The 24,153-nt window shown below is 65.9% G+C and carries 35 protein-coding genes and 1 pseudogene; 33 read left to right on the top strand and 3 right to left on the bottom strand.

Annotation, left to right across the window (positions count from 1 at the left end; all coding sequences use genetic code 11):
• Nucleotides 1-26: 26 nt before the first annotated feature.
• Nucleotides 27-464: an RrF2 family transcriptional regulator gene (locus tag GON01_RS01390; RefSeq protein ID WP_157025275.1), complete on the bottom strand. Its 438-nt coding sequence runs from the start codon at nt 462-464 to the stop codon at nt 27-29.
• A gap of 172 nt (nt 465-636) precedes the next feature.
• Between GON01_RS01390 and GON01_RS01385 the strand changes: the two genes are divergently transcribed.
• The 25 genes from GON01_RS01385 to rpmD all read left to right on the top strand — a co-directional run bounded on the left by GON01_RS01385 (nt 637) and on the right by rpmD (nt 14,831).
• A complete protein-coding gene (locus GON01_RS01385; protein ID WP_157025274.1) occupies nt 637-795 on the top strand; it encodes a hypothetical protein in 159 nt (52 codons plus the stop codon).
• 242 nt (nt 796-1,037) lie between these two features.
• Nucleotides 1,038-1,409 (top strand): 30S ribosomal protein S12, encoded by a 372-nt coding sequence (rpsL, locus tag GON01_RS01380; RefSeq protein ID WP_157025272.1) that lies wholly within the window; start codon nt 1,038-1,040, stop codon nt 1,407-1,409.
• A gap of 59 nt (nt 1,410-1,468) precedes the next feature.
• Nucleotides 1,469-1,939, top strand: a complete 471-nt coding sequence (gene rpsG / locus GON01_RS01375; RefSeq protein WP_157025270.1) for a 30S ribosomal protein S7 — start codon at nt 1,469-1,471, stop codon at nt 1,937-1,939.
• A gap of 69 nt (nt 1,940-2,008) precedes the next feature.
• Nucleotides 2,009-4,081 carry an elongation factor G gene (gene fusA, locus GON01_RS01370; protein WP_157025268.1) on the top strand — a complete coding sequence of 691 codons (2,073 nt, stop codon included), beginning with the start codon at nt 2,009-2,011 and terminating at the stop codon, nt 4,079-4,081.
• 80 nt (nt 4,082-4,161) lie between these two features.
• A complete protein-coding gene (gene tuf / locus GON01_RS01365) occupies nt 4,162-5,352 on the top strand; it encodes an elongation factor Tu (protein WP_157025266.1) in 1,191 nt (396 codons plus the stop codon).
• 107 nt (nt 5,353-5,459) lie between these two features.
• A complete protein-coding gene (rpsJ, locus tag GON01_RS01360) occupies nt 5,460-5,771 on the top strand; it encodes a 30S ribosomal protein S10 (RefSeq protein WP_046347132.1) in 312 nt (103 codons plus the stop codon).
• Between the two features lie 287 nt (nt 5,772-6,058).
• A complete protein-coding gene (gene rplC, locus GON01_RS01355; protein ID WP_157025265.1) occupies nt 6,059-6,919 on the top strand; it encodes a 50S ribosomal protein L3 in 861 nt (286 codons plus the stop codon).
• Nucleotides 6,920-6,921: 2 nt separating this feature from the next.
• Complete coding sequence (gene rplD, locus GON01_RS01350) at nt 6,922-7,548, top strand: 50S ribosomal protein L4 (RefSeq protein ID WP_181600164.1); 627 nt, start codon at nt 6,922-6,924, stop codon at nt 7,546-7,548.
• Entirely contained in the window at nt 7,541-7,858 is a 318-nt protein-coding gene (locus tag GON01_RS01345; protein ID WP_157025260.1) for a 50S ribosomal protein L23, read from the top strand. Before rplD ends, GON01_RS01345 begins: the two co-directional genes overlap by 8 nt.
• Nucleotides 7,859-7,862: 4 nt before the next feature.
• Entirely contained in the window at nt 7,863-8,699 is an 837-nt protein-coding gene (gene rplB, locus GON01_RS01340; RefSeq protein WP_157025258.1) for a 50S ribosomal protein L2, read from the top strand.
• Between the two features lie 3 nt (nt 8,700-8,702).
• Nucleotides 8,703-8,981, top strand: coding sequence for a 30S ribosomal protein S19 (gene rpsS / locus GON01_RS01335; RefSeq protein WP_046347137.1), 279 nt, complete (start codon nt 8,703-8,705; stop codon nt 8,979-8,981).
• A complete protein-coding gene (gene rplV / locus GON01_RS01330) occupies nt 8,981-9,358 on the top strand; it encodes a 50S ribosomal protein L22 (RefSeq protein ID WP_157025256.1) in 378 nt (125 codons plus the stop codon). Before rpsS ends, rplV begins: the two co-directional genes overlap by 1 nt.
• Nucleotides 9,358-10,065, top strand: coding sequence for a 30S ribosomal protein S3 (rpsC, locus tag GON01_RS01325; RefSeq protein WP_157025254.1), 708 nt, complete (start codon nt 9,358-9,360; stop codon nt 10,063-10,065). Before rplV ends, rpsC begins: the two co-directional genes overlap by 1 nt.
• A gap of 12 nt (nt 10,066-10,077) precedes the next feature.
• The gene (gene rplP, locus GON01_RS01320; RefSeq protein ID WP_157025253.1) at nt 10,078-10,515 is read left to right on the top strand and encodes a 50S ribosomal protein L16; all 438 of its coding nucleotides are present in this window, start codon (nt 10,078-10,080) and stop codon (nt 10,513-10,515) included.
• Complete coding sequence (rpmC, locus tag GON01_RS01315) at nt 10,512-10,742, top strand: 50S ribosomal protein L29 (RefSeq protein ID WP_181600163.1); 231 nt, start codon at nt 10,512-10,514, stop codon at nt 10,740-10,742. The genes rplP and rpmC overlap by 4 nt, the downstream gene beginning before the upstream one ends.
• Before the next feature lie 12 nt (nt 10,743-10,754).
• A complete protein-coding gene (rpsQ, locus tag GON01_RS01310; protein WP_157025250.1) occupies nt 10,755-11,027 on the top strand; it encodes a 30S ribosomal protein S17 in 273 nt (90 codons plus the stop codon).
• Nucleotides 11,028-11,039: 12 nt separating this feature from the next.
• Complete coding sequence (gene rplN, locus GON01_RS01305) at nt 11,040-11,408, top strand: 50S ribosomal protein L14 (RefSeq protein WP_157025248.1); 369 nt, start codon at nt 11,040-11,042, stop codon at nt 11,406-11,408.
• Between the two features lie 2 nt (nt 11,409-11,410).
• Nucleotides 11,411-11,731: a 50S ribosomal protein L24 gene (gene rplX / locus GON01_RS01300; protein ID WP_157025246.1), complete on the top strand. Its 321-nt coding sequence runs from the start codon at nt 11,411-11,413 to the stop codon at nt 11,729-11,731.
• The gene (gene rplE, locus GON01_RS01295; protein ID WP_157025244.1) at nt 11,724-12,305 is read left to right on the top strand and encodes a 50S ribosomal protein L5; all 582 of its coding nucleotides are present in this window, start codon (nt 11,724-11,726) and stop codon (nt 12,303-12,305) included. The genes rplX and rplE overlap by 8 nt, the downstream gene beginning before the upstream one ends.
• 20 nt (nt 12,306-12,325) lie before the next feature.
• Complete coding sequence (gene rpsN / locus GON01_RS01290) at nt 12,326-12,631, top strand: 30S ribosomal protein S14 (RefSeq protein WP_157025242.1); 306 nt, start codon at nt 12,326-12,328, stop codon at nt 12,629-12,631.
• Between the two features lie 12 nt (nt 12,632-12,643).
• Nucleotides 12,644-13,039: a 30S ribosomal protein S8 gene (gene rpsH / locus GON01_RS01285; protein ID WP_157025241.1), complete on the top strand. Its 396-nt coding sequence runs from the start codon at nt 12,644-12,646 to the stop codon at nt 13,037-13,039.
• A 2-nt stretch (nt 13,040-13,041) separates the two neighbouring features.
• Nucleotides 13,042-13,575 carry a 50S ribosomal protein L6 gene (rplF, locus tag GON01_RS01280; protein ID WP_157025240.1) on the top strand — a complete coding sequence of 178 codons (534 nt, stop codon included), beginning with the start codon at nt 13,042-13,044 and terminating at the stop codon, nt 13,573-13,575.
• The gene (gene rplR, locus GON01_RS01275) at nt 13,575-13,928 is read left to right on the top strand and encodes a 50S ribosomal protein L18 (RefSeq protein WP_157025238.1); all 354 of its coding nucleotides are present in this window, start codon (nt 13,575-13,577) and stop codon (nt 13,926-13,928) included. The genes rplF and rplR overlap by 1 nt, the downstream gene beginning before the upstream one ends.
• Entirely contained in the window at nt 13,929-14,645 is a 717-nt protein-coding gene (gene rpsE, locus GON01_RS01270; RefSeq protein WP_157025236.1) for a 30S ribosomal protein S5, read from the top strand. It abuts the gene before it with no gap.
• A gap of 6 nt (nt 14,646-14,651) precedes the next feature.
• The gene (rpmD, locus tag GON01_RS01265; protein ID WP_157025235.1) at nt 14,652-14,831 is read left to right on the top strand and encodes a 50S ribosomal protein L30; all 180 of its coding nucleotides are present in this window, start codon (nt 14,652-14,654) and stop codon (nt 14,829-14,831) included.
• Between the two features lie 324 nt (nt 14,832-15,155).
• Here rpmD and GON01_RS01260 read toward each other — a convergent pair.
• Nucleotides 15,156-15,380 (bottom strand): annotated as a pseudogene (locus tag GON01_RS01260) (type II toxin-antitoxin system ParD family antitoxin); the annotation flags it as partial.
• Between the two features lie 493 nt (nt 15,381-15,873).
• Here GON01_RS01260 and GON01_RS01255 point away from each other — a divergent pair.
• The 5 genes from GON01_RS01255 to GON01_RS01235 all read left to right on the top strand — a co-directional run bounded on the left by GON01_RS01255 (nt 15,874) and on the right by GON01_RS01235 (nt 19,801).
• The gene (locus tag GON01_RS01255) at nt 15,874-16,173 is read left to right on the top strand and encodes a GIY-YIG nuclease family protein (protein ID WP_157025233.1); all 300 of its coding nucleotides are present in this window, start codon (nt 15,874-15,876) and stop codon (nt 16,171-16,173) included.
• A 395-nt stretch (nt 16,174-16,568) separates the two neighbouring features.
• On the top strand, nt 16,569-17,099 hold the full coding sequence (gene rplO / locus GON01_RS01250) for a 50S ribosomal protein L15 (RefSeq protein ID WP_157025231.1): 531 nt from the start codon (nt 16,569-16,571) through the stop codon (nt 17,097-17,099).
• 113 nt (nt 17,100-17,212) lie between these two features.
• Nucleotides 17,213-18,580: a preprotein translocase subunit SecY gene (secY, locus tag GON01_RS01245; protein WP_157025229.1), complete on the top strand. Its 1,368-nt coding sequence runs from the start codon at nt 17,213-17,215 to the stop codon at nt 18,578-18,580.
• A gap of 23 nt (nt 18,581-18,603) precedes the next feature.
• A complete protein-coding gene (locus tag GON01_RS01240; protein ID WP_157025227.1) occupies nt 18,604-19,251 on the top strand; it encodes an adenylate kinase in 648 nt (215 codons plus the stop codon).
• 22 nt (nt 19,252-19,273) lie between these two features.
• The gene (locus GON01_RS01235; protein WP_157025226.1) at nt 19,274-19,801 is read left to right on the top strand and encodes an SRPBCC family protein; all 528 of its coding nucleotides are present in this window, start codon (nt 19,274-19,276) and stop codon (nt 19,799-19,801) included.
• On the opposite strand, the gene GON01_RS01230 is transcribed toward GON01_RS01235, so the two are convergent.
• A complete protein-coding gene (locus GON01_RS01230; RefSeq protein WP_157025224.1) occupies nt 19,798-20,685 on the bottom strand; it encodes a hypothetical protein in 888 nt (295 codons plus the stop codon). The genes GON01_RS01235 and GON01_RS01230 overlap by 4 nt on opposite strands.
• Nucleotides 20,686-20,732: 47 nt before the next feature.
• Here GON01_RS01230 and GON01_RS01225 point away from each other — a divergent pair, with 47 nt between their 5' ends.
• The 3 genes from GON01_RS01225 to rpsM all read left to right on the top strand — a co-directional run bounded on the left by GON01_RS01225 (nt 20,733) and on the right by rpsM (nt 24,100).
• Nucleotides 20,733-22,037, top strand: coding sequence for an SLC13 family permease (locus tag GON01_RS01225; protein ID WP_181600161.1), 1,305 nt, complete (start codon nt 20,733-20,735; stop codon nt 22,035-22,037).
• A gap of 152 nt (nt 22,038-22,189) precedes the next feature.
• A complete protein-coding gene (gene gdhA, locus GON01_RS01220) occupies nt 22,190-23,545 on the top strand; it encodes an NADP-specific glutamate dehydrogenase (RefSeq protein ID WP_157025222.1) in 1,356 nt (451 codons plus the stop codon).
• Between the two features lie 186 nt (nt 23,546-23,731).
• On the top strand, nt 23,732-24,100 hold the full coding sequence (gene rpsM / locus GON01_RS01215; protein ID WP_157025220.1) for a 30S ribosomal protein S13: 369 nt from the start codon (nt 23,732-23,734) through the stop codon (nt 24,098-24,100).
• Nucleotides 24,101-24,153 lie beyond the last annotated feature (53 nt).

The raw sequence follows: 24,153 nt of genomic DNA, 5'->3' as shown, positions 1-24,153 counted from the left end.
CCATCCCGAAAAGGGAGGAGAAGCGGTCACTCCGCGGCGACGTTCTCCAGCGGCACCGGAACCGGATCGGACAGACGGATCGTGTCGAGCACCCGCGCCATTTCGTCGCGGACCTGCAGCATCACCCAGCGCAGGCGGCATTGTTCCTGCGTCACGCAATTCTTGCACGGTTCGTAGGCCAGCCGGCTGGCGCACGGCACCAGCGCGAGCGAGCCGCGGGTCAGGCGGATCACGTCGCCATAGCTGATCTCGCTCGGCCGGCGCCCGAGGCGGTAGCCGCCGTCCTTGCCGCGCTGCGTCTCGACCAGCCCGGCGCGCCCGAGCTCGGACAGAATGACGGTCAGGAACTTGGCCGGGATCTTCTGGGCGGCCGCGATGTCGGCCAGCGGGACCGGTCCCTTGCCGTAGCTGTCCGCGAGGTGCAGCAAGGCGCGGATGGCATAGCGGGTCCGTTGCGACAGCATCCCCCGCAGATGGCTGGAAACTGCCCTTTTTTCAAGCTTTGCAGCGGATTCGCCGCCGAGCCGCCGCGACGCCGCGATTGGGCCGAATTGGGGCGATTTTCCACAGCGGATTTGCTACCCTGTGGACAACCGACTCGCCGTCTTCCGACGGCTCAGCCGGGGGAGAAGAAAAATGCCTGAGTCGCAGGGCGAATACTGGGCCCGCAGGGCCAAGGAACATGCAAGGCTGGCGGCGGAATCGCCGCACCGGGCGGCAGTCGCGGCCCACACCGCGCTTGCCCGCGCCTACCAGCAGCGCGCCGAGGAAGGGAAGGCCGCCGCACGGGGGTGACGCGCTGCGTCGCGCCAGGCCGTTGACCGGGCGCCGTGCCGCCGCTATAGGCCCGCCACGCTCGCGAGGCTGGTGGTCGCTGCCTTTGGCACCGCGGGTAAGCTTGAACATTGTTGGCGCATCGAGGGCCAGGGGGCTGATGCCACCGGGCTCTTTTGTTTTGAATGATTCGTCATTCCAGCGATGTGGGCGCCAGCAAAGTAACCGCCGGGCATTCCGGTAACACAAGGTGAAGGGCTTCAATGCCGACGATCAACCAGTTGGTCCGCAAGGGCCGCGAGCCGCAGAAGGCCGCCTCCAAGGTCCCTGCGATGGAAAAGAACCCGCAGAAGCGGGGCGTGTGCACGCGCGTCTATACGACGACGCCGAAGAAGCCGAACTCGGCGCTTCGCAAGGTGGCCAAGGTGCGGCTCACCAACCAGCGCGAAGTCATCAGCTACATCCCGGGCGAAGGGCACAACCTTCAGGAGCACTCGGTGGTGCTGATCCGCGGCGGCCGCGTCCGCGACTTGCCGGGCGTGCGCTACCACATCCTGCGCGGCGTCCTCGACACCCAGGGCGTCAAGGACCGCAAGCAGAGCCGCTCGAAGTACGGCGCGAAGCGTCCGAAGTAACCAGGCCAAGTAAGCTCCGGACGTGTTCCGGGTTCAGCTGAAGAAGAAGGAAGAATCCAATGGCTCGTCGTCGTCGTCCCGAAAAGCGGGAAATCCTGCCCGATCCCGTCTATGGCGATCAGGTTCTGTCGAAATTCATGAATTCGGTGATGCTGGACGGCAAGAAGTCCGTCGCCGAAGCGATCGTATATGGCGCGCTCGAGACCGTCGAGCAGCGCGCCAAGCGCGAACCGATCGGCGTGTTTCATGACGCGCTGAACAATGTGAAGCCGGGCATCGAGGTCCGCAGCCGCCGCGTCGGTGGTGCGACCTACCAGGTTCCGGTCGAGGTCCGCGCGGAGCGTGCCCAGGCGCTCGCGATCCGCTGGCTGATCTCTGCCGCCCGCGCGCGCAGCGAGAAGACGATGGCGGCGCGGCTGTCGGGCGAATTGCTCGACGCGTCGCAGAATCGCGGCAATGCGGTGAAGAAGCGCGAGGACACGCACCGCATGGCCGAGGCGAACCGCGCCTTCAGCCACTACCGCTGGTAAGAACCGACCCTATATCGTGGGGAGCGGGCACCCGTGCCCGCTCCCCGCATCGCTAAGGAAGCAACGATCATGGCCCGCAGCCATCCGCTCGAGCGTTACCGCAATATCGGTATCATGGCGCACATCGACGCCGGCAAGACGACGACCACCGAGCGCATTCTCTATTACACCGGCAAGTCCTACAAGATCGGCGAGGTCCATGAGGGCACCGCCACGATGGACTGGATGGAGCAGGAGCAGGAGCGCGGCATCACGATCACGTCGGCTGCGACCACCTGTTTCTGGAACGACCACCGGATCAACATCATCGACACGCCGGGCCACGTCGATTTCACCATCGAGGTCGAGCGTTCGCTCCGCGTGCTGGACGGCGCGGTCGCCGCGTTCGACGGCGTCGCCGGCGTGGAGCCGCAGTCGGAGACGGTCTGGCGCCAGGCGGAAAAGTACAAGGTTCCGCGCATGTGCTACGTCAACAAGCTTGACCGCACCGGCGCGAACTTCCCGCGCTGCGTCGAGATGATCAAGGACCGCCTCGGCGCCCGCCCGGCGGTGCTGTACCTGCCGATCGGGATCGAGAGCCAGTTCAAGGGCCTGGTCGACCTGGTCGAAAACCGCGCGATCGTCTGGCTCGAAGAGTCGCTGGGCGCGAAGTTCGAATATCAGGACATTCCGGCCGACCTGGCCGACGCCGCCGCGGCCGCCCGCTCGGAGCTGATCGAGATGGCTGTCGAGCAGGACGACGACATCATGGAAGCGTATCTTGAGGGCACCGAGCCCGACGCGGCGACGCTGAAGGCGCTGATCCGCAAGGGCACGCTGAATTTCTCGTTCGTGCCGGTGCTGTGCGGCTCGTCGTTCAAGAACAAGGGCGTGCAGCCGCTGCTCGACGCGATCGTCGATTACCTGCCGTCGCCGCTCGACATTCCCGACGTCCAGGGCGTGAAGCTCGACGGCGAGACCGAGGACACGCGTCCGGCCGACGACAATGCGCCCTTCTCGGCGCTGGCGTTCAAGATCATGAACGATCCGTTCGTCGGCTCGCTCACCTTCGCGCGCATCTACTCGGGCAAGCTCGAGAAGGGCACGGTTCTGAACTCGGTGAAGGACAAGAAGGAAAAGATCGGCCGCATGCTGCTGATGCATGCCAACAGCCGTGAGGACATCGACGAGGCGTTCGCCGGCGACATCGTCGCGATCGCGGGCCTGAAGGAGACCACGACGGGCGACACGCTGTGCGCCCCGACTGCGCCGATCATCCTGGAGCGCATGGAGTTCCCGGAGCCGGTCATCGAACTGTCGGTGGAGCCGAAGACCAAGGCCGACCAGGAGAAGATGGGCATCGCCCTCAACCGCCTGGCCGCCGAGGATCCGTCCTTCCGCGTCTCGACCGATCACGAATCGGGCCAGACCATCATCAAGGGGATGGGCGAGCTCCACCTCGAGATCCTGGTCGACCGCATGAAGCGCGAGTTCAAGGTCGAGGCCAATGTCGGCGCGCCGCAGGTCGCCTATCGCGAATATCTCGCGAAGCCGGTCGAGCTCACCTACACCCACAAGAAGCAGTCGGGCGGTTCGGGCCAGTTCGGCGAGGTGAAGGTGAAGGTTGTGCCGGGCGAGCGCGGCTCGGGCTTCATCTTCCACGACGAGATCAAGGGCGGCAACATCCCGCGCGAGTACATCCCGTCGGTCGAGAAGGGCATGCGCGAGACCGCCGAGACCGGGTCGCTGATCGGTTTCCCGATCGTCGACTTCGAGGTGCACCTGATCGACGGCAAATATCACGACGTCGACTCTTCGGCGCTCGCCTTCGAGATCTGCGCCCGCGGCGCGATGCGCGAGGCGGCCCAGAAGGCCGGCATCAAGATCCTCGAGCCGATCATGGATGTCGAGGTGGTGACGCCGGAGGATTATCTCGGCGACGTGATCGGCGACATCAACAGCCGCCGCGGCCAGATCCAGGGCACCGACACGCGCGGTAACGCCCAGGCGGTCAAGGCGCTGGTCCCGCTCGCCAACATGTTCGGCTACGTCAATCAGCTGCGCTCGTTCACCCAGGGCCGGGCGCAGTACACGATGCAGTTCAGCCACTATGACGAAGTGCCGCAGAACGTGGCCGACGAAGTGAAGGCGAAGCTGGCGTAATCCGAAAACAGCCGCTATGGGGCCGCCTTCTCGCGCCCCCCATGACGGCCGGGGAAACTGATTCACAAGGTAGGAAGAAAATGGCCAAAGCGAAATTCGAGCGGAACAAGCCGCACGTGAACATCGGCACCATCGGTCACGTCGACCATGGCAAGACGTCGCTGACCGCGGCGATCACGAAGGTTCTGGCCGAGACGGGCGGCGCGACGTACACGGACTACGCCAACATCGACAAGGCGCCCGAAGAGCGCGAGCGCGGCATCACCATCTCGACCAGCCACGTCGAGTATGAGACCAATGACCGCCACTATGCGCACGTCGACTGCCCCGGCCACGCCGACTATGTGAAGAACATGATCACCGGCGCCGCGCAGATGGACGGTGCGATCCTGGTCGTGTCGGCCGCCGACGGCCCGATGCCGCAGACCAAGGAGCATATCCTGCTCGCCAAGCAGGTCGGCGTGCCGACCATGGTCGTGTTCCTGAACAAGGTCGACCAGGTCGACGATCCCGAGCTGCTGGAGCTGGTCGAGCTGGAAATCCGCGAGGAACTGTCCAAGCGCGACTTCGACGGCGACAATATTCCGATCATCGCCGGCTCGGCGCTCGCCGCGCTCGAGGACAGCAATGACGAGATCGGCAAGCAGGCGATCCTGAAGCTGATGGCCGCCGTCGACAGCTGGATCCCGACGCCGGAGCGTCCGCTCGACAAGCCGTTCCTGATGCCGATCGAGGACGTGTTCTCGATCTCGGGCCGCGGCACCGTCGTCACCGGCCGCGTCGAGACCGGCGTCGTCAAGGTCGGCGAGGAAGTCGAGATCGTCGGCATCAAGGACACCCGCAAGACCGTCGTCACCGGCGTCGAGATGTTCCGCAAGCTGCTCGACCAGGGCCAGGCGGGCGACAATATCGGCGCGCTGATCCGCGGCGTCGGCCGTGAGGAAGTCGAGCGTGGCCAGGTTCTGGCCAAGCCGGGCTCGATCACCCCGCACACCGAGTTCACCTCGGAAGTGTACGTGCTGTCGAAGGACGAGGGTGGCCGTCACACGCCGTTCTTCGCCAACTATCGTCCGCAGTTCTATTTCCGCACCACGGACGTGACCGGCGAAGTCGTTCTCCCCGAGGGCACCGAGATGGTGATGCCGGGCGACAACGTGCAGCTGTCGGTCAAGCTGATCGCGCCGATCGCGATGGACCAGGGTCTGCGCTTCGCGATCCGCGAAGGCGGCCGCACCGTCGGCGCCGGCGTCGTCGCGACGATCACCAAGTAAGCTTTAAGCTTGCACCGCCGCCCGGCTCCCTCTAGGGGGCCGGGCGGTTCGCAATTTATAGAAGCCCGGCGTTAATCGGGCATGGCTCTTTCGCATCGGTAGTGGACATGGAAACCCAGAATATCCGGATTCGCCTGAAGGCGTTCGATCATCGCGTGCTTGACCAGGCGACGGGAGATATCGCCGATACCGCTCGGCGGACCGGTGCGCTCATTCGGGGTCCGATTCCGCTCCCGACGCGCATCGAGAAATTCACCGTCAACCGCAGCCCGCACGTCGACAAGAAGTCGCGCGAGCAGTTCGAGGTGCGCACCTACAAACGCATGCTCGACATCGTCCAGCCGACCCCGCAGACCGTTGACGCGCTGATGAAGCTCGACCTCGCGGCGGGTGTTGATGTGGAGATCAAACTCGCGTAAGGGCGCGTCTCCCGACGGGGCAGGTGATTCACCGCCTCGTCATCCCGGCCGGAAATGGCCGGACTGTTTGGCCGGCGTGATCGGCAAGACGGAATAGCAAGGGATACCGCAGGGCGCCTTATCGGCGACCTGGCCTGCGTCCCCGCCATTCGCAGCGATGCGGATATCCGGCCCGGGCGGGGGCGCTTCGACATTGGGCTGGGGCCTCGGTCTGACCGGGGCCTTTTTCGTTGGCACGCTCCCGAGCTCTTGCGGCAACGGAGCCTCTGTTTGGAAGGAACCTGATCATGCGCACTGGCGTGATCGCGAAGAAAATGGGGATGACCCGCCTGTTCCAGGACGACGGCCGGCACGTGCCGGTCACGGTCCTGCAACTGGAAAATCTGCAGGTTATCGGGCGCCGCGAAGCGGATCGTGACGGCTATGTCGCGGTGCAGCTCGGCGCCGGCACGGCCAAGGCGAAGAATGTTGCGAAGCCGCAGCGTGGCGCCTTCGGCAAGGCTGAGGTGGAGCCGAAGGCCCGCGTCGCCGAGTTCCGCGTCGCCGAAGACGCGCTGCTCGATGTCGGCGCGGAAATCTCGGCCGACCATTTCGTCGCCGGCCAGCTGGTCGACGTTTCCGGCCACACCCAGGGCAAGGGCTTTGCCGGCGCGATGAAGCGCTGGGGCTTCGGCGGTCTGCGCGCGACGCACGGCGTGTCGGTCTCGCACCGCTCGCACGGCTCGACCGGCAACCGCCAGGATCCGGGTCGCGTATTCAAGAACAAGAAGATGGCCGGCCATATGGGCGACCGTCAGCGCACCCAGCAGAACCTGGAAGTCGTGTTCACCGACGCTGCGCGCGGCCTGATCTTCGTCAAGGGATCGGTGCCGGGCCACAAGGGCACCTGGCTGATCGTCAAGGACGCGATCAAGGTCGCGCGCCACAAGGACGCGCCGTATCCGGCCGGCCTGCGTGCTCCCGCGCATGACGAAGAGCCGAGCGTGCCGGTAGTCGACGAGGCCGCGGTTCACGAGATGGCGCCGCTGCCGGGTGCCGACGAGGTCGCGGCCGGCGTTGCTGCCGCGGACGCGGCGGGTGCCGGCTCGGTGGACGCGGGCGCCGGTGAAGCGGCGGCCGACACCAACAACACCGGCCAGGAGGGCTGAACGTGAAGGTCAAGGTTCAAACCCTCGACGCCAAGGGCAAGGGCGACATCGAGCTGAAGGACGAGATTTTCGGCCTTGAGCCCCGTGCTGACATCCTGCACCGCGTCGTCACCTGGCAGCTTGAGAAGCGCCGCGGCACCGCCCGCCCGACCCGCGAGCGGTCGGACGTCGCCCGCACCGGCAAGAAGTTCGGCCGGCAGAAAGGCGGCGGCACCGCCCGTCACGGCGATCGTCGCGCCCCGATCTTCATCGGCGGCGGTAAGGCGCACGGCGCCCGGCTCCGCGACTTCAATCCGTCGCTGAACAAGAAGATCCGCGCGCTCGGCCTGAAGATGGCGCTGTCGTCGAAGGCAAAGGACGGCAAGCTGATCGTGATGGAGACGCTGTCGCTGAAGGACGCGAAGACCAAGGCGCTGCAGGGCAACCTGGAGAAGCTGGGCTTCGGCAAGACCGCGCTGGTGATCGACGGCGACCAGGTGGAGACGAGCTTCGCGCTCGCCGCCGGCAACCTGCGCGAGATCAACATGCTCCCGGCGATCGGCGCGAACGTCTATGACATTCTGAAGCACGACACGCTGGTGCTCACCCGGGCCGCGGTCGAGAAGCTGGAGGCCCGGTTCAATGGCTAAAAAGCAAGCCGCGGCTGCCGTCGACACCCGTCATTACGACGTCGTCGTCGCGCCGCACATCACCGAGAAGTCGACCCTGCTCAGCGAGCACAACGCGGTCGTGTTCAAGGTCGCGAACGACGCCACCAAGCCGCAGATCAAGGCGGCCGTGGAGGCGCTGTTCAACGTGACCGTCACGGGCGTCAACACGCTGACCCAGAAGGGCAAGACCAAGCGCTGGAAGGGCAAGCCCTATCAGCGGTCGGACATGAAGAAGGCGATCGTGACGCTGAAGGACGGCGACTCGATCGACGTGACGACGGGGATCTGAGGCAATGGCGCTCAAGCATTACAACCCGACGAGCCCGGCCCGGCGTGGCCTGATCCTCGTCGACCGGTCGGGCCTCTACAAGGGCAAGCCGGTCAAGGCGCTGACCGAAGGCAAGCGCAAGACGGGCGGCCGCAACAACAAGGGCCATGTCACGTCGCGCGGCATCGCCGGCGGCCACAAGCAGCGCTATCGCTACATCGATTTCAAGCGCCGCAAGTGGGACCAGCCCGCGACGGTCGAGCGGATCGAATATGATCCGAACCGCACCGCCTTCATCGCGCTGGTGAAGTATCAGGACGGCGAGCTCGCCTACATCCTGGCACCGCAGCGCCTTGGCGCGGGTGACGTGGTGGTCGCGGGCAAGAAGACCGACGTGAAGCCGGGCAATGCGATGGAAGTCGGCCAGGTTCCGGTCGGCACGATCGTCCACAATGTCGAGATGAAGCCCGGCAAGGGCGGCCAGATCGCGCGTTCGGCGGGCACCTATGTGCAGGTCGTCGGCCGCGACCGCGGCATGGTGATTGTCCGCCTGAACTCGGGTGAGCAGCGCTACATCCGCGGCGAGTGCATGTGCACGGTGGGCGCGGTGTCGAACCCCGACAACGCCAACCAGAACCTGGCCAAGGCCGGCCGCAACCGCTGGCTCGGCAAGCGGCCGCTGACCCGCGGCGTCGCCAAGAACCCGGTCGACCACCCGCACGGCGGTGGTGAAGGCCGGACCTCGGGCGGCCGTCACCCGGTCACGCCGTGGGGCAAGCCGACCAAGGGTGCGCGCACCCGTCACAACAAGGCGACCGACAAGATGATCATCCGGTCGCGTCACGCGAAGAAGAAGGGTTAAGAGATGGCCCGTTCCGTCTGGAAAGGTCCGTTCGTCGAGCTCAGCCTTCTGAAGAAGGCCGAAGCGGCGCAGGAAGCCAGTGGCCGTTCGGCGCCGATCAAGACCTGGTCGCGCCGTTCGACGATCCTGCCGCAGTTCGTGGGACTGACGTTCAACGTCTATAACGGCCGCAAGTTCGTGCCGGTCTCGGTCAACGAGGACATGGTGGGCATGAAGCTCGGCGAGTTCGCGCCGACCCGCTTCTTCCCGGGCCATGCCGCCGACAAGAAGGGCAAGCGCTAATGGGCAAGCAGTCCGCTCCGCGTCGCGTCGACGACAAGGAAGCGCTGGCGGTGGGCACCACCATCCGCGGCAGCGCGCAGAAGCTCAACCTGGTCGCCGGCCTGATCCGCGGCAAGAAGGCGGGGGATGCGATGAACATCCTCCAATTCTCGCCCAAGGCTATGGCGGTCGAGGTGCGCAAGGTGCTCGCGTCCGCGATTGCGAACGCCGAGAACAATCACAATCTCGACGTCGACGCGCTGGTCGTGAAGGAAGCCAGCGTCGGCAAGTCGATCTCGATGAAGCGGTTCGCCACGCGCGCCCGCGGCCGTTCGGCCCGGATCGTGAAGCCGTTCAGCCGCCTTCGCATCGTCGTGCGCGAGCAGGAAGAAGCATAATGGGTCAGAAGAGCAATCCGATCGGCCTCCGTCTCCAGATCAACCGGACCTGGGACAGCCGCTGGTTCGCGGAAGGGGACGATTATGGTCGTCTGCTTCTCGAGGACCTGAAGATCCGCAAGTACATCATGAAGACGCTGCCGCAGGCGGCGATCTCCAAGGTGGTGATCGAGCGTCCGGCCAAGCTGTGCCGCGTCTCGGTCTATGCGGCCCGTCCCGGCGTGATCATCGGCAAGAAAGGCGCGGACATCGAGAAGCTTCGCAAGAAGCTCAATGAGATGACCTCGTCGGACGTGTCGCTGAACATCGTCGAGATCCGCAAGCCCGAGATCGACGCGAAGCTGGTCGCCCAGTCGGTCGCCGACCAGCTGGAGCGCCGCATCGCGTTCCGCCGTGCGATGAAGCGGGCGGTGCAGTCGGCGCTGCGCCTGGGCGCGGAAGGCATCCGTATCACCTGCTCGGGCCGCCTCGGCGGCGCCGAGATCGCGCGGACCGAATGGTATCGCGAGGGCCGGGTGCCGCTGCACACGCTGCGCGCGAACGTCGACTATGCCGAGGCCGAGGCCCACACCGCCTATGGCGTGTGCGGCGTCAAGGTCTGGATCTTCAAGGGCGAGATCCTGGGCCATGACCCGACGGCGACCGACCGCCTGATGATGGAGGCGCAGACCTCCGGCGTGCGCCCCGCGCGCGACGAACGCCGCTAAGGACAAGAGAACATGCTGCAACCGAAACGCACCAAGTTCCGCAAGGCGCACAAGGGCCGCATCCACGGCGACGCCAAGGGCGGCACGACGCTGAACCACGGCGCCTATGGCCTGAAGGCGATGGAGCCCGAGCGGATCACCGCGCGCCAGATCGAGGCGGCCCGCCGCGCGATCACGCGCCACATCAAGCGCCAGGGGCGCCTGTGGATCCGCGTGTTCCCGGACGTGCCGGTCTCGTCGAAGCCCGCCGAAGTCCGCATGGGCTCGGGTAAGGGCGCGCCCGAATTCTGGGTGGCGCGGGTGAAGCCGGGCCGCATCCTGTTCGAGCTGGACGGGGTTCCGGGCGACATTGCCGCGGTGGCGTTCAGCCGCGCGGCGATGAAGCTGCCGATCAAGACCAAGGTCGTCGCCCGCCTGGGTGACACCTCGCACCTGGGAGCCGGCAAGTGAAGCAGAGCGAACTCACGCCGCTGACCGACGATCAGCTCGCCGAGCAGCTGGGCAACCTGAAGCGCGAGGCCTTCAACCTGCGCTTCCAGGCGGCCACCAGCCAGCTGGAAAAGCCGTCGCGGGTCCGCGAAGTGCGCCGCACGATCGCGCGCATCAAGACGATCCAGTCCGCCCGCGCGCGTAGCGCGCAAGAAGAGGCTGGGCGCGTGCGCTCGGCTGCGAAGTAAGGAAACGGAAACATGCCGAAGCGCGTGCTGACGGGGACGATCGTCTCCGACAAGACCGACAAGACGGTGGTCGTCCGTGTGGAGCGCAAGGTGAAGCACCCGCTCTATGGAAAGATCATTCGCCGGTCGAAGAAGTATCACGCCCATGACGAGGGCAACGAGTTCAAGGCCGGCGAGATCGTGCGCATCGAAGAGACGGCGCCGATCTCCAAGCTGAAGACCTGGCGCGTGGTGGACCGCGTCGCAGCGAACGTCACGCCCGAACGGGCGTCGGCCGAAGGCTAAGGAGAGACTGACATGATCCAGATGCAGTCCAACCTGGACGTCGCCGACAATTCGGGCGCGAAGCGCGTCCAGTGCATCAAGGTGCTGGGCGGCTCCAAGCGCCGCACCGCCTCTGTGGGCGACATCATCGTCGTCTCTGTCAAGGAAGCGGTGCCGAGGGGCAAGGTGAAGAAGGGTGACGTGCACCGCGCCGTCATCGTCCGCACCGCCAAGGACATCCACCGCGCCGACGGGTCGACGATCCGCTTCGATTCGAACGCGGCGGTGCTGGTCAACAAGAACGAGGAGCCGATCGGCACTCGTATTTTCGGGCCGGTGGTTCGTGAGCTTCGCGCGAAGAAGCACATGAAGATCATCAGCCTGGCGCCGGAGGTTTTGTAATCATGGCTGCCGCCAAGATCAAAAAGGGTGACACGGTCGTCGTCCTGTCCGGCAAGGACAAGGGCAAGACCGGCGAAGTCACTCGCTCGATGCCGAAGGACGGCAAGGTCGTCGTCTCGGGCGTCAACATCGCGACGCGTCATAGGAAGCCGAGCCAGGCCAACCCGCAGGGCGGCCTGGAGCGGAGCGAAGCGCCGCTGCACGTGTCGAAGGTTGCGCTCGCCGATCCGAAGTCGGGCAAGGCGACGCGCGTCCGTTTCGACGTGCGCGACGGCAAGAAGGTCCGCGTGGCCGTCAAATCCGGGGAGGTCATCAATGGCTGACACCTACACCCCGCGGATGAAGCAGCGGTACGACGACGCCATCGTGAAGGCGATGACGGAGAAGTTCGGCTACAAGAACCGCATGGAAGTGCCCAAGATCGAGAAGATCGTCATCAACATGGGCGTGGGCGAAGCGACGCAGGACAAGAAGAAGGTCGAGCAGGCCGCTTCCGAGATGGAAGCGATCGCCGGCCAGAAGCCTGTCGTCACCAAGGCGAAGAAGTCGATCGCCCAGTTTAAGCTGCGTGAAGGCATGCCGATCGGCTGCAAGGTCACGCTGCGCCGTGAGCGGATGTACGAGTTCCTGGACCGGCTGATCACGATCGCGCTGCCGCGCGTTCGCGACTTCCGCGGGCTCAACCCGAAGTCGTTCGACGGCCGCGGCAACTACGCAATGGGTCTCAAGGAACAGATCGTGTTCCCCGAGATCAACTATGACCGCATCGAGAAGGTGCGCGGCATGGACGTGATCGTCACGACCACCGCCAAGACCGACGATGAAGCGCGCGAGCTGCTTCGCCTGTTCGGTTTCCCCTTCCCGCAGGATGCGGGCGAACAGAAGCAGGCGGCCTGAGGGCCTGGAGAACTTAAGTCATGGCGAAACTGAGTTCCGTGAACAAGAACGAGCGTCGCAAGAAGCTCGTGAAGCAGTACGCACCGAAGTACGCGAAGCTGAAGGCGATCGCGAACGACAAGTCGCTGGATGAGACCGAGCGTCTCATCGCGCGGCTGAAGATGGCGGAGCTGCCCCGCAACGCGAACCCGACGCGCATTCGCAACCGGTGCGAGATCACCGGCCGTCCGCGCGCCTATTATCGCAAGTTCCGTCTCGCTCGCGTGATGCTGCGCGATCTGGCCAACAAGGGCCTGATCCCCGGCGTGACCAAGTCGAGCTGGTAAGGACTTTACCCTATGGCAATGACCGATCCCCTGGGCGATCTGCTCACCCGCATCCGCAACGGCCAGCAGGCGCGTAAGGACAGCATCACGACGCCGGCATCGAAGCTGCGCGCCCGCGTGCTCGACGTGCTGCAGCGCGAAGGCTATATCCGCGGCTATCGCGAGGAAGAGCTCGCCGGCCATGCGGGCCTGCGCATCGAGCTGAAGTATTTCGAGGGCCAGCCCGCGATCAAGCATGTCGCGCGCGTCTCGAAGCCGGGCCGCCGCGTCTATTCCGGTTCCAAGGAGCTGCCGCGCGTGCGCAACGGCCTTGGCATCACCATCGTCTCGACGCCTCGTGGCGTTCTCTCCGACGCGGAAGCGCGCGAGCAGAATGTCGGCGGCGAGGTCCTCGCGGAGGTCTTCTGATCATGAGCCGCATCGGAAAGAAGCCGGTCGCGATTCCCGCCGGCGTCACGGCCACCATCGACGGCGGCGAGCTGTCGGTGAAGGGGCCGAAGGGCACGCTCACCATGCCGCTTGCCGACCTGATCACCTATGAGGTGCAGGACGGCGCGATCTCGGTGCAGCCGGCCAACGATTCGAAGCAGGCGCGGGCCTTCTGGGGCATGCAGCGCACGATGGTGCAGAACCTGGTCACCGGCGTGACCGAGGGCTTTACCAAGACGCTGGAGATCACCGGCGTCGGCTATCGCGCCAATGCCCAGGGCAAGAACCTGAAGCTGCAGCTCGGCTACAGCCACGACGTCGATTTCGCGGTGCCGGAAGGCATCACGATCCAGACGCCGGACCAGACGACGGTGAACATCACCGGGATCGACAAGCAGAAGGTCGGCCAGGTCGCCGCCGAGATCCGCCGCTGGCGCAAGCCCGAGCCGTACAAGGGCAAGGGCATCAAATATCGCGGCGAGTACATCTTCCGCAAGGAAGGGAAGAAGAAGTAATGGCCAAGCTCTCTCTCTTTGCAAAGCGGCGCCAGCGCGTCCGCACGTCGCTGCGGGCACGCGGCGGCCAGCGCCCCCGCCTGTCGATCCATCGTTCGGGCCGGCACATCTATGCGCAGGTGATCGACGACGAAGCGGGCCGCACGCTCGCTGCCGCCTCGACCCTCGACAAGGACGTGCGCGGCTCGACCGGCGCGACCGCGGAAGCGGCGGCTTCGGTCGGCAAGCGCGTCGCCGAGCGGGCGACGGCGGCCGGCGTCAAGGCCGTGGTGTTCGATCGCGGCGGCTTCCTGTTCCATGGGCGCGTGAAGGCGCTCGCCGATGCCGCCCGCGAAGGCGGATTGGAGTTCTAAATGGCTGAAGAAACCGAAATCCAGCCCGGCGCCGAAGGCGCGGGCGCGCCGGCTCCTGAAGGCGGCGAGCGCCATGGTCGTGGCCCGCGTGGCGGCCGCGGACGCGGCGGCGGCGATCGCGGCCGCGGCGGCCGCGACGGCAATCGCGGGCGTCGTGACGATCGTCGCGGCGGCGGCGAAGAAGGCGGCGAGGAGCTGATCGAAAAGCTCGTCCACATCAACCGCGTCTCGAAGACCGTGAAGGGCGGCAAGCGCTTCGGCTTTGCGGCGCTGGTCGTCGTGGGTGACGGCAAGGGCCGTGTCGGCTTCGGTCATGGCAAGGCGCGCGAAGTGCCGGAAGCCATCTCGAAGGCGACCGCGTCTGCCAAGAAGAAGATGATCCGCGTGCCACTCCGCGAGGGTCGGACGCTGCATCACGACGGCAACGGTCATTTCGGCGCGGGCCGGGTGACGCTCCGTTCGGCGCCGCAGGGCACCGGCATCATCGCCGGCGGTCCGATGCGCGCGATCTTCGAGAGCCTGGGCGTGGCCGACGTGGTGACCAAGTCGGTCGGCACCTCCAACCCCTACAACATGATCCGGGCGACGTTCGAAGCGCTAGGCGAGCAGACCTCGCCCAAGTCGGTCGCGCAGCGCCGGGGCAAGAAGATCGCCGACCTGCTCGGCCGCGGCGGCTCGCAGACCGCTGAGGCGGATGCGGCGATGGTCGTGGAGTAAGCGCAGATGGCGAAGATCAAGATCAAGCAGATCGGCTCGCCGATCCGCCGCACCAAGGATCAGCGCGCGACGCTGATCGGCCTGGGCCTCAACAAGATGCACAAGATCAGCGAGCTCGAGGACACCCCCGAGGTCCGCGGCATGATCCGCAAGCTGCCGCATATGGTCGAGGTGCTGGAGGGGTAATCCTCCACCTCCCGGCGCAAACGAAAAAGCCCGGACGGCATCGCCGCTCCGGGCTTTTTTGCGTGGTGTTCAAACCGAGCAAAGAGTTCCGCCAGAGCTGTTGGTGATCGGACAATCTCGCTCGTCCCGAGCGAAGTCGAGGGCGTTGCACCGCGCCCTTCGACTACGCGCTTCGCGCTCCGCTCAGGACCAGCGAGTTGGATCGTTAGGGTCGCGCTCGGCTCAAATCGAAGCGCAACCGGTCAGTCTACTGAGAACCGCAATGCCCGATATAGTCGCCGATGCGCCCCATGTCGTTCAGCGCGTCAGCCGTGATGACGACCTTCATTGCGGCTGACGATTGGCCGCCAATTTCGCGTATTTGGCGTCGAGCTTCGCCGCGACGCTATCAAGCTCGTGGACCCGCCCGGCATCGGCCGAGGCAATGCCGCGCATGATCGCGGCGTCAGGGGCGGCAAGCCTGGTCTCCCGCTCATGGATCAACCGCACCCCTTCGCGCAAAATCTCGCTGCGCGAATTGTAGCAACCCGCCTTCACAGGCTGGCCTACGAAAGCCTCAAGCTACTAGGGAAGCGGAACTTAGATCACGTCGCGTTTTCGCCTTCGGACCACATTACCCGCGATGTAGCCTATTGTCGCAAGCGTCATCGAACCAGGTAACCCAAGCCACAACCAGATATGCGACAGTGTGAGCAAACGACATCGCCTCGCCGGGAGAAGGGTTAGACGGCCGATTGAAAAAAAGCCAAAAACAGAGGCGCTACGGCGGATGCCAAATAGATCAGCACTCCGATCCACCTATTCCGTATACGCCCACCGACATAGCCACTTGCCAGAGTGGGCAAAAAGAACCCGGCGACCACGAGAGCCAAGCCCAGAACCTCAGGCATCGTCCGATTTTGATCAATGAACTGGATGTCCGCAAGAGATCGCTTTCGGGCGTAGCGTGCGGGCCGAGCCGGCAGGGGTGGTTAGCCGCCACTGACTCCTCCCTCGTCACCCCGGGCTTGACCCGGGGTCCCGCTTCTTTTCTTCTCTCCCCATGGACGGACGGCGGCGCGGCGGATGGGTGTACATCATGGCCGACCGTTATCGGGGTACGATGTATGTGGGCGCGACCTCGAATCTGGCTGCTCGCATCCATCAGCACCGCAACGGCAGCGGTTCGGATTTCTGCCGCCACTATGGACTCACCCGGCTCGTTTGGGCGGAACGCGGTGAAACAATCACCGACTGCATCGCCCATGAGAAGCGGCTGAAACGGTGGCACCGCGACTGGAAGATCGAGCTGATCGAGCGCGCCAATCCGGACTGGCGCGACTTGCATGATCAGATGCCTTGATCGTTTGGAAAAATGAAGAAGCGGGACCCCGGCTCAAGGCCGGGGTGACGACAAAGCTGGGTGTACCACGCCCCTTTGACGGAAGTTTATCTCAGCCAGGCCGGAGTGGATCGTTAGCGGACATTTCGGTGCCCCTTACAAATACGGGCTGTCCTACAGGCCGGCGGATGTGCCATGCAGCTTGGAGCTCTTTCGCATCGTAGCAGTTGCCTTCGCTCTGAGCGGGCAGATGGCGGCCGCCGTCAGCCGCGTTCCTGCAGTATGCCTTCGTCACTGCGAACATTCGGACCATTGGAACGGATTCCTGGGTGCTTTCCCACGTGACAAACCCCTCAACCCCCGCTAAGGCCCGCCGCTTCCATCCAATCTGCGCGAACACAGGGAAACCGAGTGCAATGAAACTGAATGAAATCCGCGACAATTCCGGCGCGCGTAAGTCGAAGATCCGCGTCGGTCGGGGCATCGGCTCCGGCAAGGGCAAGACCGGCGGGCGTGGCCAGAAGGGCCAGAAGAGCCGTGAGGGCGTGTCGATCGCCGGCTTCGAGGGCGGCCAGATGCCGCTCCACATGCGGCTGCCGAAGCGCGGCTTCAACAACATCTTCGCCAAGGATTATGCCGAGGTGAATTTGGGCGCGATCCAGAAGGCGGTCGACGCCAAGAAGCTCGACGCCAAGGGCACGATCGACCACGCCGCCCTGAAGGCCGCTGGCCTGGCCCGTGGCGGCAAGGACGGCGTGCGCCTGCTCGGCAAGGGCGAGTTCTCGGCCAAGCTGAGCTTCTCGGTCGCCGGCGTGTCGAAGGGCGCGCGCGAGGCGGTCGAGAAGGCCGGCGGCTCGGTCGAGGTGCTGACGGTGGTTCCGGCCGCCGAAAAGGCCGCTGCCAAGAAGAACAGCGTGCGCGACGCAAAGAAGGCGGCGCGGGCCTAAGCCCAGCCGCTCGATCCCGATCCCCTTAGACAAAGGGATCGGGGCCACTATATGGAGCGGCGGAGGGCGATTGAGCTCGCCGCCGCTTTGTTTTTCAGGACTGACGCAAGCCCATGGCATCTCGAGCCGACGCACTGGCGACCAATCTCAACCTGTCGAAATTCGGCGAGGCGACCGAGCTGAAGAAGCGGCTCTGGTTCACGTTCGGCGTGCTGATCGTGTTCCGGATGCTAAGCTTCATTCCGCTGCCCGGCATCGATCCGACCGCGCTGGGCCTGCTGGCCAACCAGACGCGCGGCGGCGTGCTCGACTTCTTCAACACCTTCTCTGGCGGCTCGCTGGCGCGCATGTCGATCATCGCGCTGGGCGTGATGCCGTACATCACCGCGTCGATCGTCGTGCAGCTGGCGACCTCGCTCAGCCCGACGCTGAACGCGATCAAGAAGGAAGGCGAGAGCGGCCGCAAGCGGCTGAACCAGTATACCCGCTACGGCACCGTCGGCCTGACCGCGGTCCAGGGCTGGTTCATTGCCGTCGGCCTTGAAAGCTTCGGCGCGCAGCAGGGCGTGCAGGCGGTGGTCGACCCCGGCATGCTGTTCCGCGTGACCGCGGTCGTGTCGCTGATCGGCGGCACCATGTTCCTGATGTGGCTGGGCGAGCAGATCACCAGCCGCGGCGTCGGCAACGGCGTGTCGCTGATCATCATGGCGGGCATCGTCGCCCAGCTGCCGACGACCTTGGTCAACCTGTTCGAAGGCGGCCGCACCGGCAGCCTGTCGCCGCTGCTGATCATCACGATCGTGGTCGCGGCTCTGGGTCTGGTCGCGTTCATCTGTTTCATGGAGCGCGCGCAGCGTCGGGTGCTGATCCAGTATCCGAAGCGCCAGACGCAACGGGGCATGATGCAGGCGGACCGCAGCCACCTGCCGCTGAAGATCAACACCGCCAACGTGATCCCGCCGATCTTCGCGTCGTCGCTGCTGCTGATGCCGCTGACGATCAGCCAGTTCGCCGGCCAGCAGGCGACGCAGGGCCAGGGCTGGTGGGGCGATTTCCTGATCACCCTCAACCAGTATCTGCAGCACGGCTCGCCGATCTACATGTCGCTGTACGGGGCGGGCATCATCTTCTTCACCTTCTTCTACACGGCCGTCGTGTTCAATCCGGAGGAGACCGCGGACAATCTGAAGCGCAACGGCGGCTTCATCCCCGGCATCCGCCCCGGCAAGAACACCGCCGACTATCTGGATTATGTGCTGACGCGCATCACCGTGGTGGGCGCGGCCTATCTGACGCTGATCTGCCTGTTGCCGGAATATCTGGTCGCGGCGGCGGGCATCCCGTTCTACCTGGGCGGCACCAGCCTGCTGATCGTCGTCAACGTGACGATGGACACGGTCACGCAGATCCAGAGCCATCTGCTCGCGCACCAATATGGCGACCTGATCAAGAAGGCGAAATTGAAGGGCCGCATCCGCTGAGGCGGGGGCGCTAGGGGAGGATCATGAACATCATCCTGCTGGGCCCGCCGGGGGCGGGGAAGGGGACCCAGGCCGAGCGGCTGGTGGCGACGCGCGGCATGGTCCAGCTGTCGACCGGCGACATGCTCCGCGCGGCGCGCAAGTCAGGCACCGCGCTCGGCCAGCGCGTGGCCGCGGTGATGGACGCGGGCGAGCTCGTCTCCGACGAGATCGTCTCCGACCTGATCGGCGAGGCGCTGGACATGATGGGCGCGGAGCAGGGTGCGATCTTCGATGGCTATCCGCGCACCGCCGCGCAGGCCGAATCGCTGGACGCGATCCTTGCCTCGCGCGGCCGCAAGCTGGATCATGTGATCGAGCTGGACGTGGACGAGGACGCGCTGGTCGAGCGCATCACCGGCCGCTTCACCTGCGCCAAGTGCGGCACCGGCTATCACGACCGCTTCAAGCTGCCCAGGATCGAAAACACCTGCGACGTCTGCGGCAGCCACGAGTTCAAGCGGCGCCCCGACGACAATGCCGAGACGGTGCGCACCCGCATGGCCGAATACCGCGCCAAGACCGCGCCGATCCTGCCGATCTACGAAGCGCGCGGAATCGTCGACCGGGTCGACGGCATGGCCGACATGGACGCGGTGACTCGTGCTATAGGAACCATTCTCGACGGCTGATCCGCCCGAGGGGGGAGGGCACATGAGACAGCTCGTCCTGGTCGCCGCATTGCTGGCCGCGCCGGCGAACGCGGCCGTCGTCGCCGACAATGCCGCCGGCTTCGCGATCGAGCATGAGGTGGTGATCGGCGCTTCGCCCGACCGCGTGTACGCCGCGCTCGGCCACCCGTCGGCCTGGTGGAGCAGCCGGCACAGCTGGTCGGGCAGCGCGTCCAATCTCAGTCTCGATCTCAGGCCCGGCGGCTGCTTCTGCGAGCGGCTTCCCGGCGGCGGCGGCGGTGTCGAGCATGCCCGCGTCGTGATGGCGTGGCCGGGCAAGCTGCTGCGCCTCAGCGGCGCGCTCGGTCCGCTCCAGGCCGAAGCGCTGACCGGCACGATGACATGGGAGCTGAAGCCCGCGGCCCCGGGCACCAGCGTCAAGCTGACTTACGTGGTCGCCGGCTTCATGCGCACCGGACGCACGGCGCTGCCCGCTGCGGTGGACGGCGTGCTTGGAGAGCAGTTGGCGGGACTGAAAAGGTTCGTCGAAGCGGGCGCAAAGGCCCGCTAGCTCTTCCACTCCGCCACGACATGCTCGCCGGTCGGGCCGGTGATCGCGATCCGGTCGAAGCGGACGCGGATCAGGCAGACCGGCCGCTGGTCGGGCGAGGCGCTCCAGCAGCCGATCGCCTGGTCCTTGTCGAACGCGACCAGTCGGCCCTCCACCACCAGCCGCAGCCCGCGATCGAGCGCGATCTCGCCCGGCGCGAGCTTCTGGACGGCCTGATAGGCGCGCCCGTTGCGCCGCTCCTCGCGCTTGGTGCCGGGCTCGAACAGCTCGACAAGGCCGAGCGTCTGCACGACCGGAAGCGGCGTCGCCGATGGCGAGGGAAGGGGGGCGGGTGAAGAAGCGGGGGCCTCACCCGGGGCCGGGCTCGGGCCGGGCGCGGGGCTTCGGGCGGGGCAGGTTTCGGAAAGCTGCCAAGGCCGTTCGACCCAGAAGCCCTCCGCCGCCTCGTAATCCACGCCGGCGGCGATCGCCTTCAGCCCCGGCGCGTCCGTCCAGACCTGCGGCGTTGCCTTGACGCGCAACGTGCCTTTGCCCGCATCGTAGCTCCAGCCGGTCGCGGCCTGCTTCAGCGCTTCGGTCGGACCGTCGCAGCCGAACGGGATGCTGAGCGCGAAGCGCCGCCCGGGCAGGTCGGACGCTGCACGCGCTTCGCCGGCCGCTACGCTGCTCGCCGCACGTCGCGCGGCCTCGATCAGGTCCGCGCGTGAGAGCGGCGGCAGCGGCGTCGGCATCGCCGGAAGGATCGGTTCCGCGGTCGCGGTCGCCGTGGGCGCGGGCGCCGGCTTCGGTGCGGGGCGAGTGATCAGCACGCCCGCGACCACCAGGCCCACGAAAATGCCTGCCGCTGCCCAGGCGCGCCAGCCGGATGTTCGGCGGTCGGTCATCCCGCCCCTTTTGACAAGACATTCCCGCCGCGCCAAGGCTTGGCCGCGTGACGCCTGACCAGCTCGTGACCGTCCTGGTGCTTGCGGCCGTGGTCGCGGCGCTGATCTGGGACAAGGTGCGCGCCGACGTGGTCGCGCTGTCGGGCGCCGCGGTGCTGCTGATGACCGGCGTCGTGCGGCCGAGCGAAGTGCAGGGCGCCTTCGCCAGCCCGGCCCTGATCGCGCTCGCCTCGTTGTTCGTGATCGTTTACGCGATCGAGCTGTCGGGCCTGCTCGACCGGCTGATCGAGCTGGCGGTCGTGCTGTGCCGCAAGATCGGCGTGCTGGGCCTGTGGATCACGATCGGCCTGTGCGGAGCCGCCTCGGGCTTCCTGAACAACACGCCGATCGTGGTGCTGTCGGCGCCGATCGTGCGCGATGCCGCGCGCAAGCTTGGCCTCGATCCCAAGCGTTTCCTGATCCCGGTCTCGTACATGGCCGTGCTCGGCGGCTGCACGACGCTGATCGGCACCTCGACCAACCTGCTGGTGGCCGACATGGCGCGGGTCGCGGGCCAGCCGACGTTCGGCCTGTTCGAGATCACTCCGGTCGGCCTCGCGATCGCAGGCGTGGGCGCGCTCTATCTGCTGCTGGTGAGCGGGCGGCTGATCCGGCTCGGGCCGTCGGAGGAGGGTAGCAGCAGGGACGTGGAGATCGAGCCGGACATGGCCGGCGCCCAGGTCGGCGCGCCCGAGGTGTTCGTGCCGCGCGCGACGCTCCAGCCGCGCCGCGCCGCGGTCGCGGTCGGCGTGTTCGTCGGCGTGATCGCGGTCGCGACGCTCAACATCGCGCCGATCGCGGCGGCGGCGCTGGCCGGCGCGGTGCTGCTGATCCTGCTCCGCGTGATCAGCGCCGACGAAGCCTATCACGGGCTGAGGCCCGAGATCCTGCTGCTGATAGCGGGGATGGTGGTGCTCGGCATCGCGCTGGAGGAAAGCGGGCTGGCTGCGACGGCGACGAATGCGCTGGTGGGGTTCATCCAGCCGCTCGGCCCGTTGATGGCGCTGGCATTGTTCTACGGCGCGACGCTGTTCCTGACCGAGCTGCTGTCGAACGCGACTGTGGCGGTGCTGTGCGCGCCGGTCGCGGTGGCGCTCGCCGAGAGCCTGGGGGTCAGTCCCCGGCCCTTCCTGGTCGCGGTGATGATGGCTGCCAGCGCCGCCTTTGCCACCCCGTTCGGATACCAGACCAACGTGCTCGTCTATCAGATGGGCCGCTACAGCTACATGGATTTCGTGCGCGTCGGGCTGCCGCTGAACTTCATCACCTGGGCGACGGGCGTGTTCGCGATCACGCACGTGTTTCCCTTCTAGCGGGCAGGGTGAAGCGAAGGGAGGCAGCCCGGTCGAGCGTCGCGGAACGCTGCTGGCAAAACCCTAAACTGTGCTAACTCTCGCCCCATAATGGCCTCGACTCAGAAGGCTGCGGGTCACGCGCAAACCGATCCGACCAGAAGGGGGGATAGATGGCAGTTTCCGACCACGTCGATCTTGCGACGTTCATCGAGGGCGTGAAGAAGCGGAACCCTGGCCAGCCGGAGTTCGTGCAGGCCGTCCAGGAAGTCGCCGAGGACATTTTCGATTTCATCCAGGACAAGGAAGCCTATCACAGCGAGCAGATCCTGCGCCGCATCGCCGAGCCCGATCGCGTGGTCTCGTTCCGCGTCTGCTGGGAAGACGATAAGGGCAATATCCGCGTCCAGCGCGGCTGGCGCGTGCAGAACAACAACTCGATCGGGCCGTATAAGGGCGGCATCCGCTTTCACCCGAGCGTGACCGAGGGCACGCTGAAATTCCTCGCCTTCGAGCAGACGTTCAAGAACGCGCTGACCGGCCTGCCGATGGGCGGCGGCAAGGGCGGCTCCAACTTCAATCCGAAGGGCAAGAGCGACCGCGAGGTGATGCGCTTCTGCCAGAGCTTCATGAACGAGCTCTATCGCTACATCGGCGCGGACATCGACGTGCCGGCCGGCGATATCGGCGTCGGCGCGCGCGAGATCGGCTATATGTTCGGCCAGTACAAGCGCCTGACCAACGAGTTCACCGGCGTGCTGACCGGCAAGGGACTCGAATATGGCGGCTCGCTGATCCGCACCGAGGCGACCGGCTATGGTGCGACCTATTTCCTGCTCAACATGCTGAAGACCAGGGGAGAGGACATGGTCGGCAAGGTGGCCGTCATCTCCGGCTCCGGCAACGTCGCGACGCACGCCGCGGAAAAGGTGACGCAGCTGGGCGGCAAGGTGGTGACGCTGTCGGATTCCGAGGGTTTCGTCCACGATCCTGCCGGCATGGACCAGGAAAAGATCAACTGGGTGAAGCAGCTGAAGACGGTGAAGCGCGGCCGCATCAGGGAATATGTCGACCAGTTCCCCGGCTCGACCTTCACGCCCGGCGAGACCCTCTGGGGGGTGCCCTGCGACGTGGCGCTGCCTTGTGCGACCCAGAACGAACTGACCGGCGAGGATGCGAAGACGTTGGTCGCCAACGGCTGCATCGCCGTTTCCGAAGGCGCCAACATGCCGACCGACCTGGAAGGCGTGCACTATTTCAAGGCCGCGAAGATCCTTTACGCACCGGGCAAGGCGGCGAATGCCGGCGGCGTTGCGGTGTCCGGCCTGGAAATGAGCCAGAACTCGGCCCGCATCTCTTGGAAGGAAGAGCAACTGCAGCAGCTGCTCGTCGACATCATGGACGGCATCCATTCGCGCTGCCTGGAATATGGGCAGCAGGGCGGCGGCTATTGCGACTATGTGAAGGGCGCCAACATCGCCGGCTTCAAGAAGGTCGCCGACGCGATGCTCGCCTACGGGGTCGTCTAACGAAGCCAGGGCCAGGGGTGGCGCTGTGCTTGACAGGCGCGCCGCCGCATCCTAGATCGCCCGTCTTCCGAGATACCGCACGTTCCGGCGGCGCCATGCGCGCGCGCCGGTGTTGCGCGTTTCGGGAATCAAGCGCTGAGATAGGCCGGACTGCCACCCGGTCTGTGGAGCAGGAGAAAGAGTAGAATGGCACGTATTGCGGGTGTCAACATCCCGACCAACAAGCGCGTGGAAATCGCGCTGACCTACATTCACGGCATCGGCCCGACCACGGCCAAGAAGCTGACCGCCCAGCTCGGCATCGCGCCGGAGCGCCGGGTGCAGGACCTGACGGACCAGGAAGTCCTGCAGATCCGCGAAGCGATCGACGCCAACCACACCGTCGAGGGTGACCTTCGCCGCGAAACGGCGATGAACATCAAGCGGCTGATGGACCTGGCCTGCTATCGCGGGCTGCGCCACCGCAAGGGCCTTCCGGTCCGCGGCCAGCGCACGCACACCAACGCCCGCACCCGCAAGGGCAAGGCGAAGCCGATCGCCGGTAAGAAGAAGTAATCAGGCCGGTCGAGCGGCCCGTCCGGCGCCGCTCCTGGTCCTTGAAGAAAAGG

Source organism: Sphingomonas horti (genome assembly GCF_009753715.1).
Lineage (GTDB): Bacteria > Pseudomonadota > Alphaproteobacteria > Sphingomonadales > Sphingomonadaceae > Sphingomonas_B > Sphingomonas_B horti.
Note: the sequence above shows the minus strand (reverse complement) of the source record. Positions and strands in the feature narration are given on the sequence as shown.

Bases quoted from the DNA above. Each gene is read 5' to 3' on its own strand.
- GON01_RS01390 (WP_157025275.1), bottom strand. From the start codon at position 464: ATGCTGTCGCAACGGACCCGCTATGCCATCCGCGCCTTGCTGCACCTC.
- GON01_RS01385 (WP_157025274.1), top strand. From the start codon at position 637: ATGCCTGAGTCGCAGGGCGAATACTGGGCCCGCAGGGCCAAGGAACAT.
- rpsL (WP_157025272.1), top strand. From the start codon at position 1,038: ATGCCGACGATCAACCAGTTGGTCCGCAAGGGCCGCGAGCCGCAGAAG.
- rpsG (WP_157025270.1), top strand. From the start codon at position 1,469: ATGGCTCGTCGTCGTCGTCCCGAAAAGCGGGAAATCCTGCCCGATCCC.
- fusA (WP_157025268.1), top strand. From the start codon at position 2,009: ATGGCCCGCAGCCATCCGCTCGAGCGTTACCGCAATATCGGTATCATG.
- tuf (WP_157025266.1), top strand. From the start codon at position 4,162: ATGGCCAAAGCGAAATTCGAGCGGAACAAGCCGCACGTGAACATCGGC.
- rpsJ (WP_046347132.1), top strand. From the start codon at position 5,460: ATGGAAACCCAGAATATCCGGATTCGCCTGAAGGCGTTCGATCATCGC.
- rplC (WP_157025265.1), top strand. From the start codon at position 6,059: ATGCGCACTGGCGTGATCGCGAAGAAAATGGGGATGACCCGCCTGTTC.
- GON01_RS01345 (WP_157025260.1), top strand. From the start codon at position 7,541: ATGGCTAAAAAGCAAGCCGCGGCTGCCGTCGACACCCGTCATTACGAC.
- rplB (WP_157025258.1), top strand. From the start codon at position 7,863: ATGGCGCTCAAGCATTACAACCCGACGAGCCCGGCCCGGCGTGGCCTG.
- rpsS (WP_046347137.1), top strand. From the start codon at position 8,703: ATGGCCCGTTCCGTCTGGAAAGGTCCGTTCGTCGAGCTCAGCCTTCTG.
- rplV (WP_157025256.1), top strand. From the start codon at position 8,981: ATGGGCAAGCAGTCCGCTCCGCGTCGCGTCGACGACAAGGAAGCGCTG.
- rpsC (WP_157025254.1), top strand. From the start codon at position 9,358: ATGGGTCAGAAGAGCAATCCGATCGGCCTCCGTCTCCAGATCAACCGG.
- rplP (WP_157025253.1), top strand. From the start codon at position 10,078: ATGCTGCAACCGAAACGCACCAAGTTCCGCAAGGCGCACAAGGGCCGC.
- rpsQ (WP_157025250.1), top strand. From the start codon at position 10,755: ATGCCGAAGCGCGTGCTGACGGGGACGATCGTCTCCGACAAGACCGAC.
- rplN (WP_157025248.1), top strand. From the start codon at position 11,040: ATGATCCAGATGCAGTCCAACCTGGACGTCGCCGACAATTCGGGCGCG.
- rplX (WP_157025246.1), top strand. From the start codon at position 11,411: ATGGCTGCCGCCAAGATCAAAAAGGGTGACACGGTCGTCGTCCTGTCC.
- rplE (WP_157025244.1), top strand. From the start codon at position 11,724: ATGGCTGACACCTACACCCCGCGGATGAAGCAGCGGTACGACGACGCC.
- rpsN (WP_157025242.1), top strand. From the start codon at position 12,326: ATGGCGAAACTGAGTTCCGTGAACAAGAACGAGCGTCGCAAGAAGCTC.
- rpsH (WP_157025241.1), top strand. From the start codon at position 12,644: ATGGCAATGACCGATCCCCTGGGCGATCTGCTCACCCGCATCCGCAAC.
- rplF (WP_157025240.1), top strand. From the start codon at position 13,042: ATGAGCCGCATCGGAAAGAAGCCGGTCGCGATTCCCGCCGGCGTCACG.
- rplR (WP_157025238.1), top strand. From the start codon at position 13,575: ATGGCCAAGCTCTCTCTCTTTGCAAAGCGGCGCCAGCGCGTCCGCACG.
- rpsE (WP_157025236.1), top strand. From the start codon at position 13,929: ATGGCTGAAGAAACCGAAATCCAGCCCGGCGCCGAAGGCGCGGGCGCG.
- rpmD (WP_157025235.1), top strand. From the start codon at position 14,652: ATGGCGAAGATCAAGATCAAGCAGATCGGCTCGCCGATCCGCCGCACC.
- GON01_RS01255 (WP_157025233.1), top strand. From the start codon at position 15,874: ATGGACGGACGGCGGCGCGGCGGATGGGTGTACATCATGGCCGACCGT.
- rplO (WP_157025231.1), top strand. From the start codon at position 16,569: ATGAAACTGAATGAAATCCGCGACAATTCCGGCGCGCGTAAGTCGAAG.
- secY (WP_157025229.1), top strand. From the start codon at position 17,213: ATGGCATCTCGAGCCGACGCACTGGCGACCAATCTCAACCTGTCGAAA.
- GON01_RS01240 (WP_157025227.1), top strand. From the start codon at position 18,604: ATGAACATCATCCTGCTGGGCCCGCCGGGGGCGGGGAAGGGGACCCAG.
- GON01_RS01235 (WP_157025226.1), top strand. From the start codon at position 19,274: ATGAGACAGCTCGTCCTGGTCGCCGCATTGCTGGCCGCGCCGGCGAAC.
- GON01_RS01230 (WP_157025224.1), bottom strand. From the start codon at position 20,685: ATGACCGACCGCCGAACATCCGGCTGGCGCGCCTGGGCAGCGGCAGGC.
- gdhA (WP_157025222.1), top strand. From the start codon at position 22,190: ATGGCAGTTTCCGACCACGTCGATCTTGCGACGTTCATCGAGGGCGTG.
- rpsM (WP_157025220.1), top strand. From the start codon at position 23,732: ATGGCACGTATTGCGGGTGTCAACATCCCGACCAACAAGCGCGTGGAA.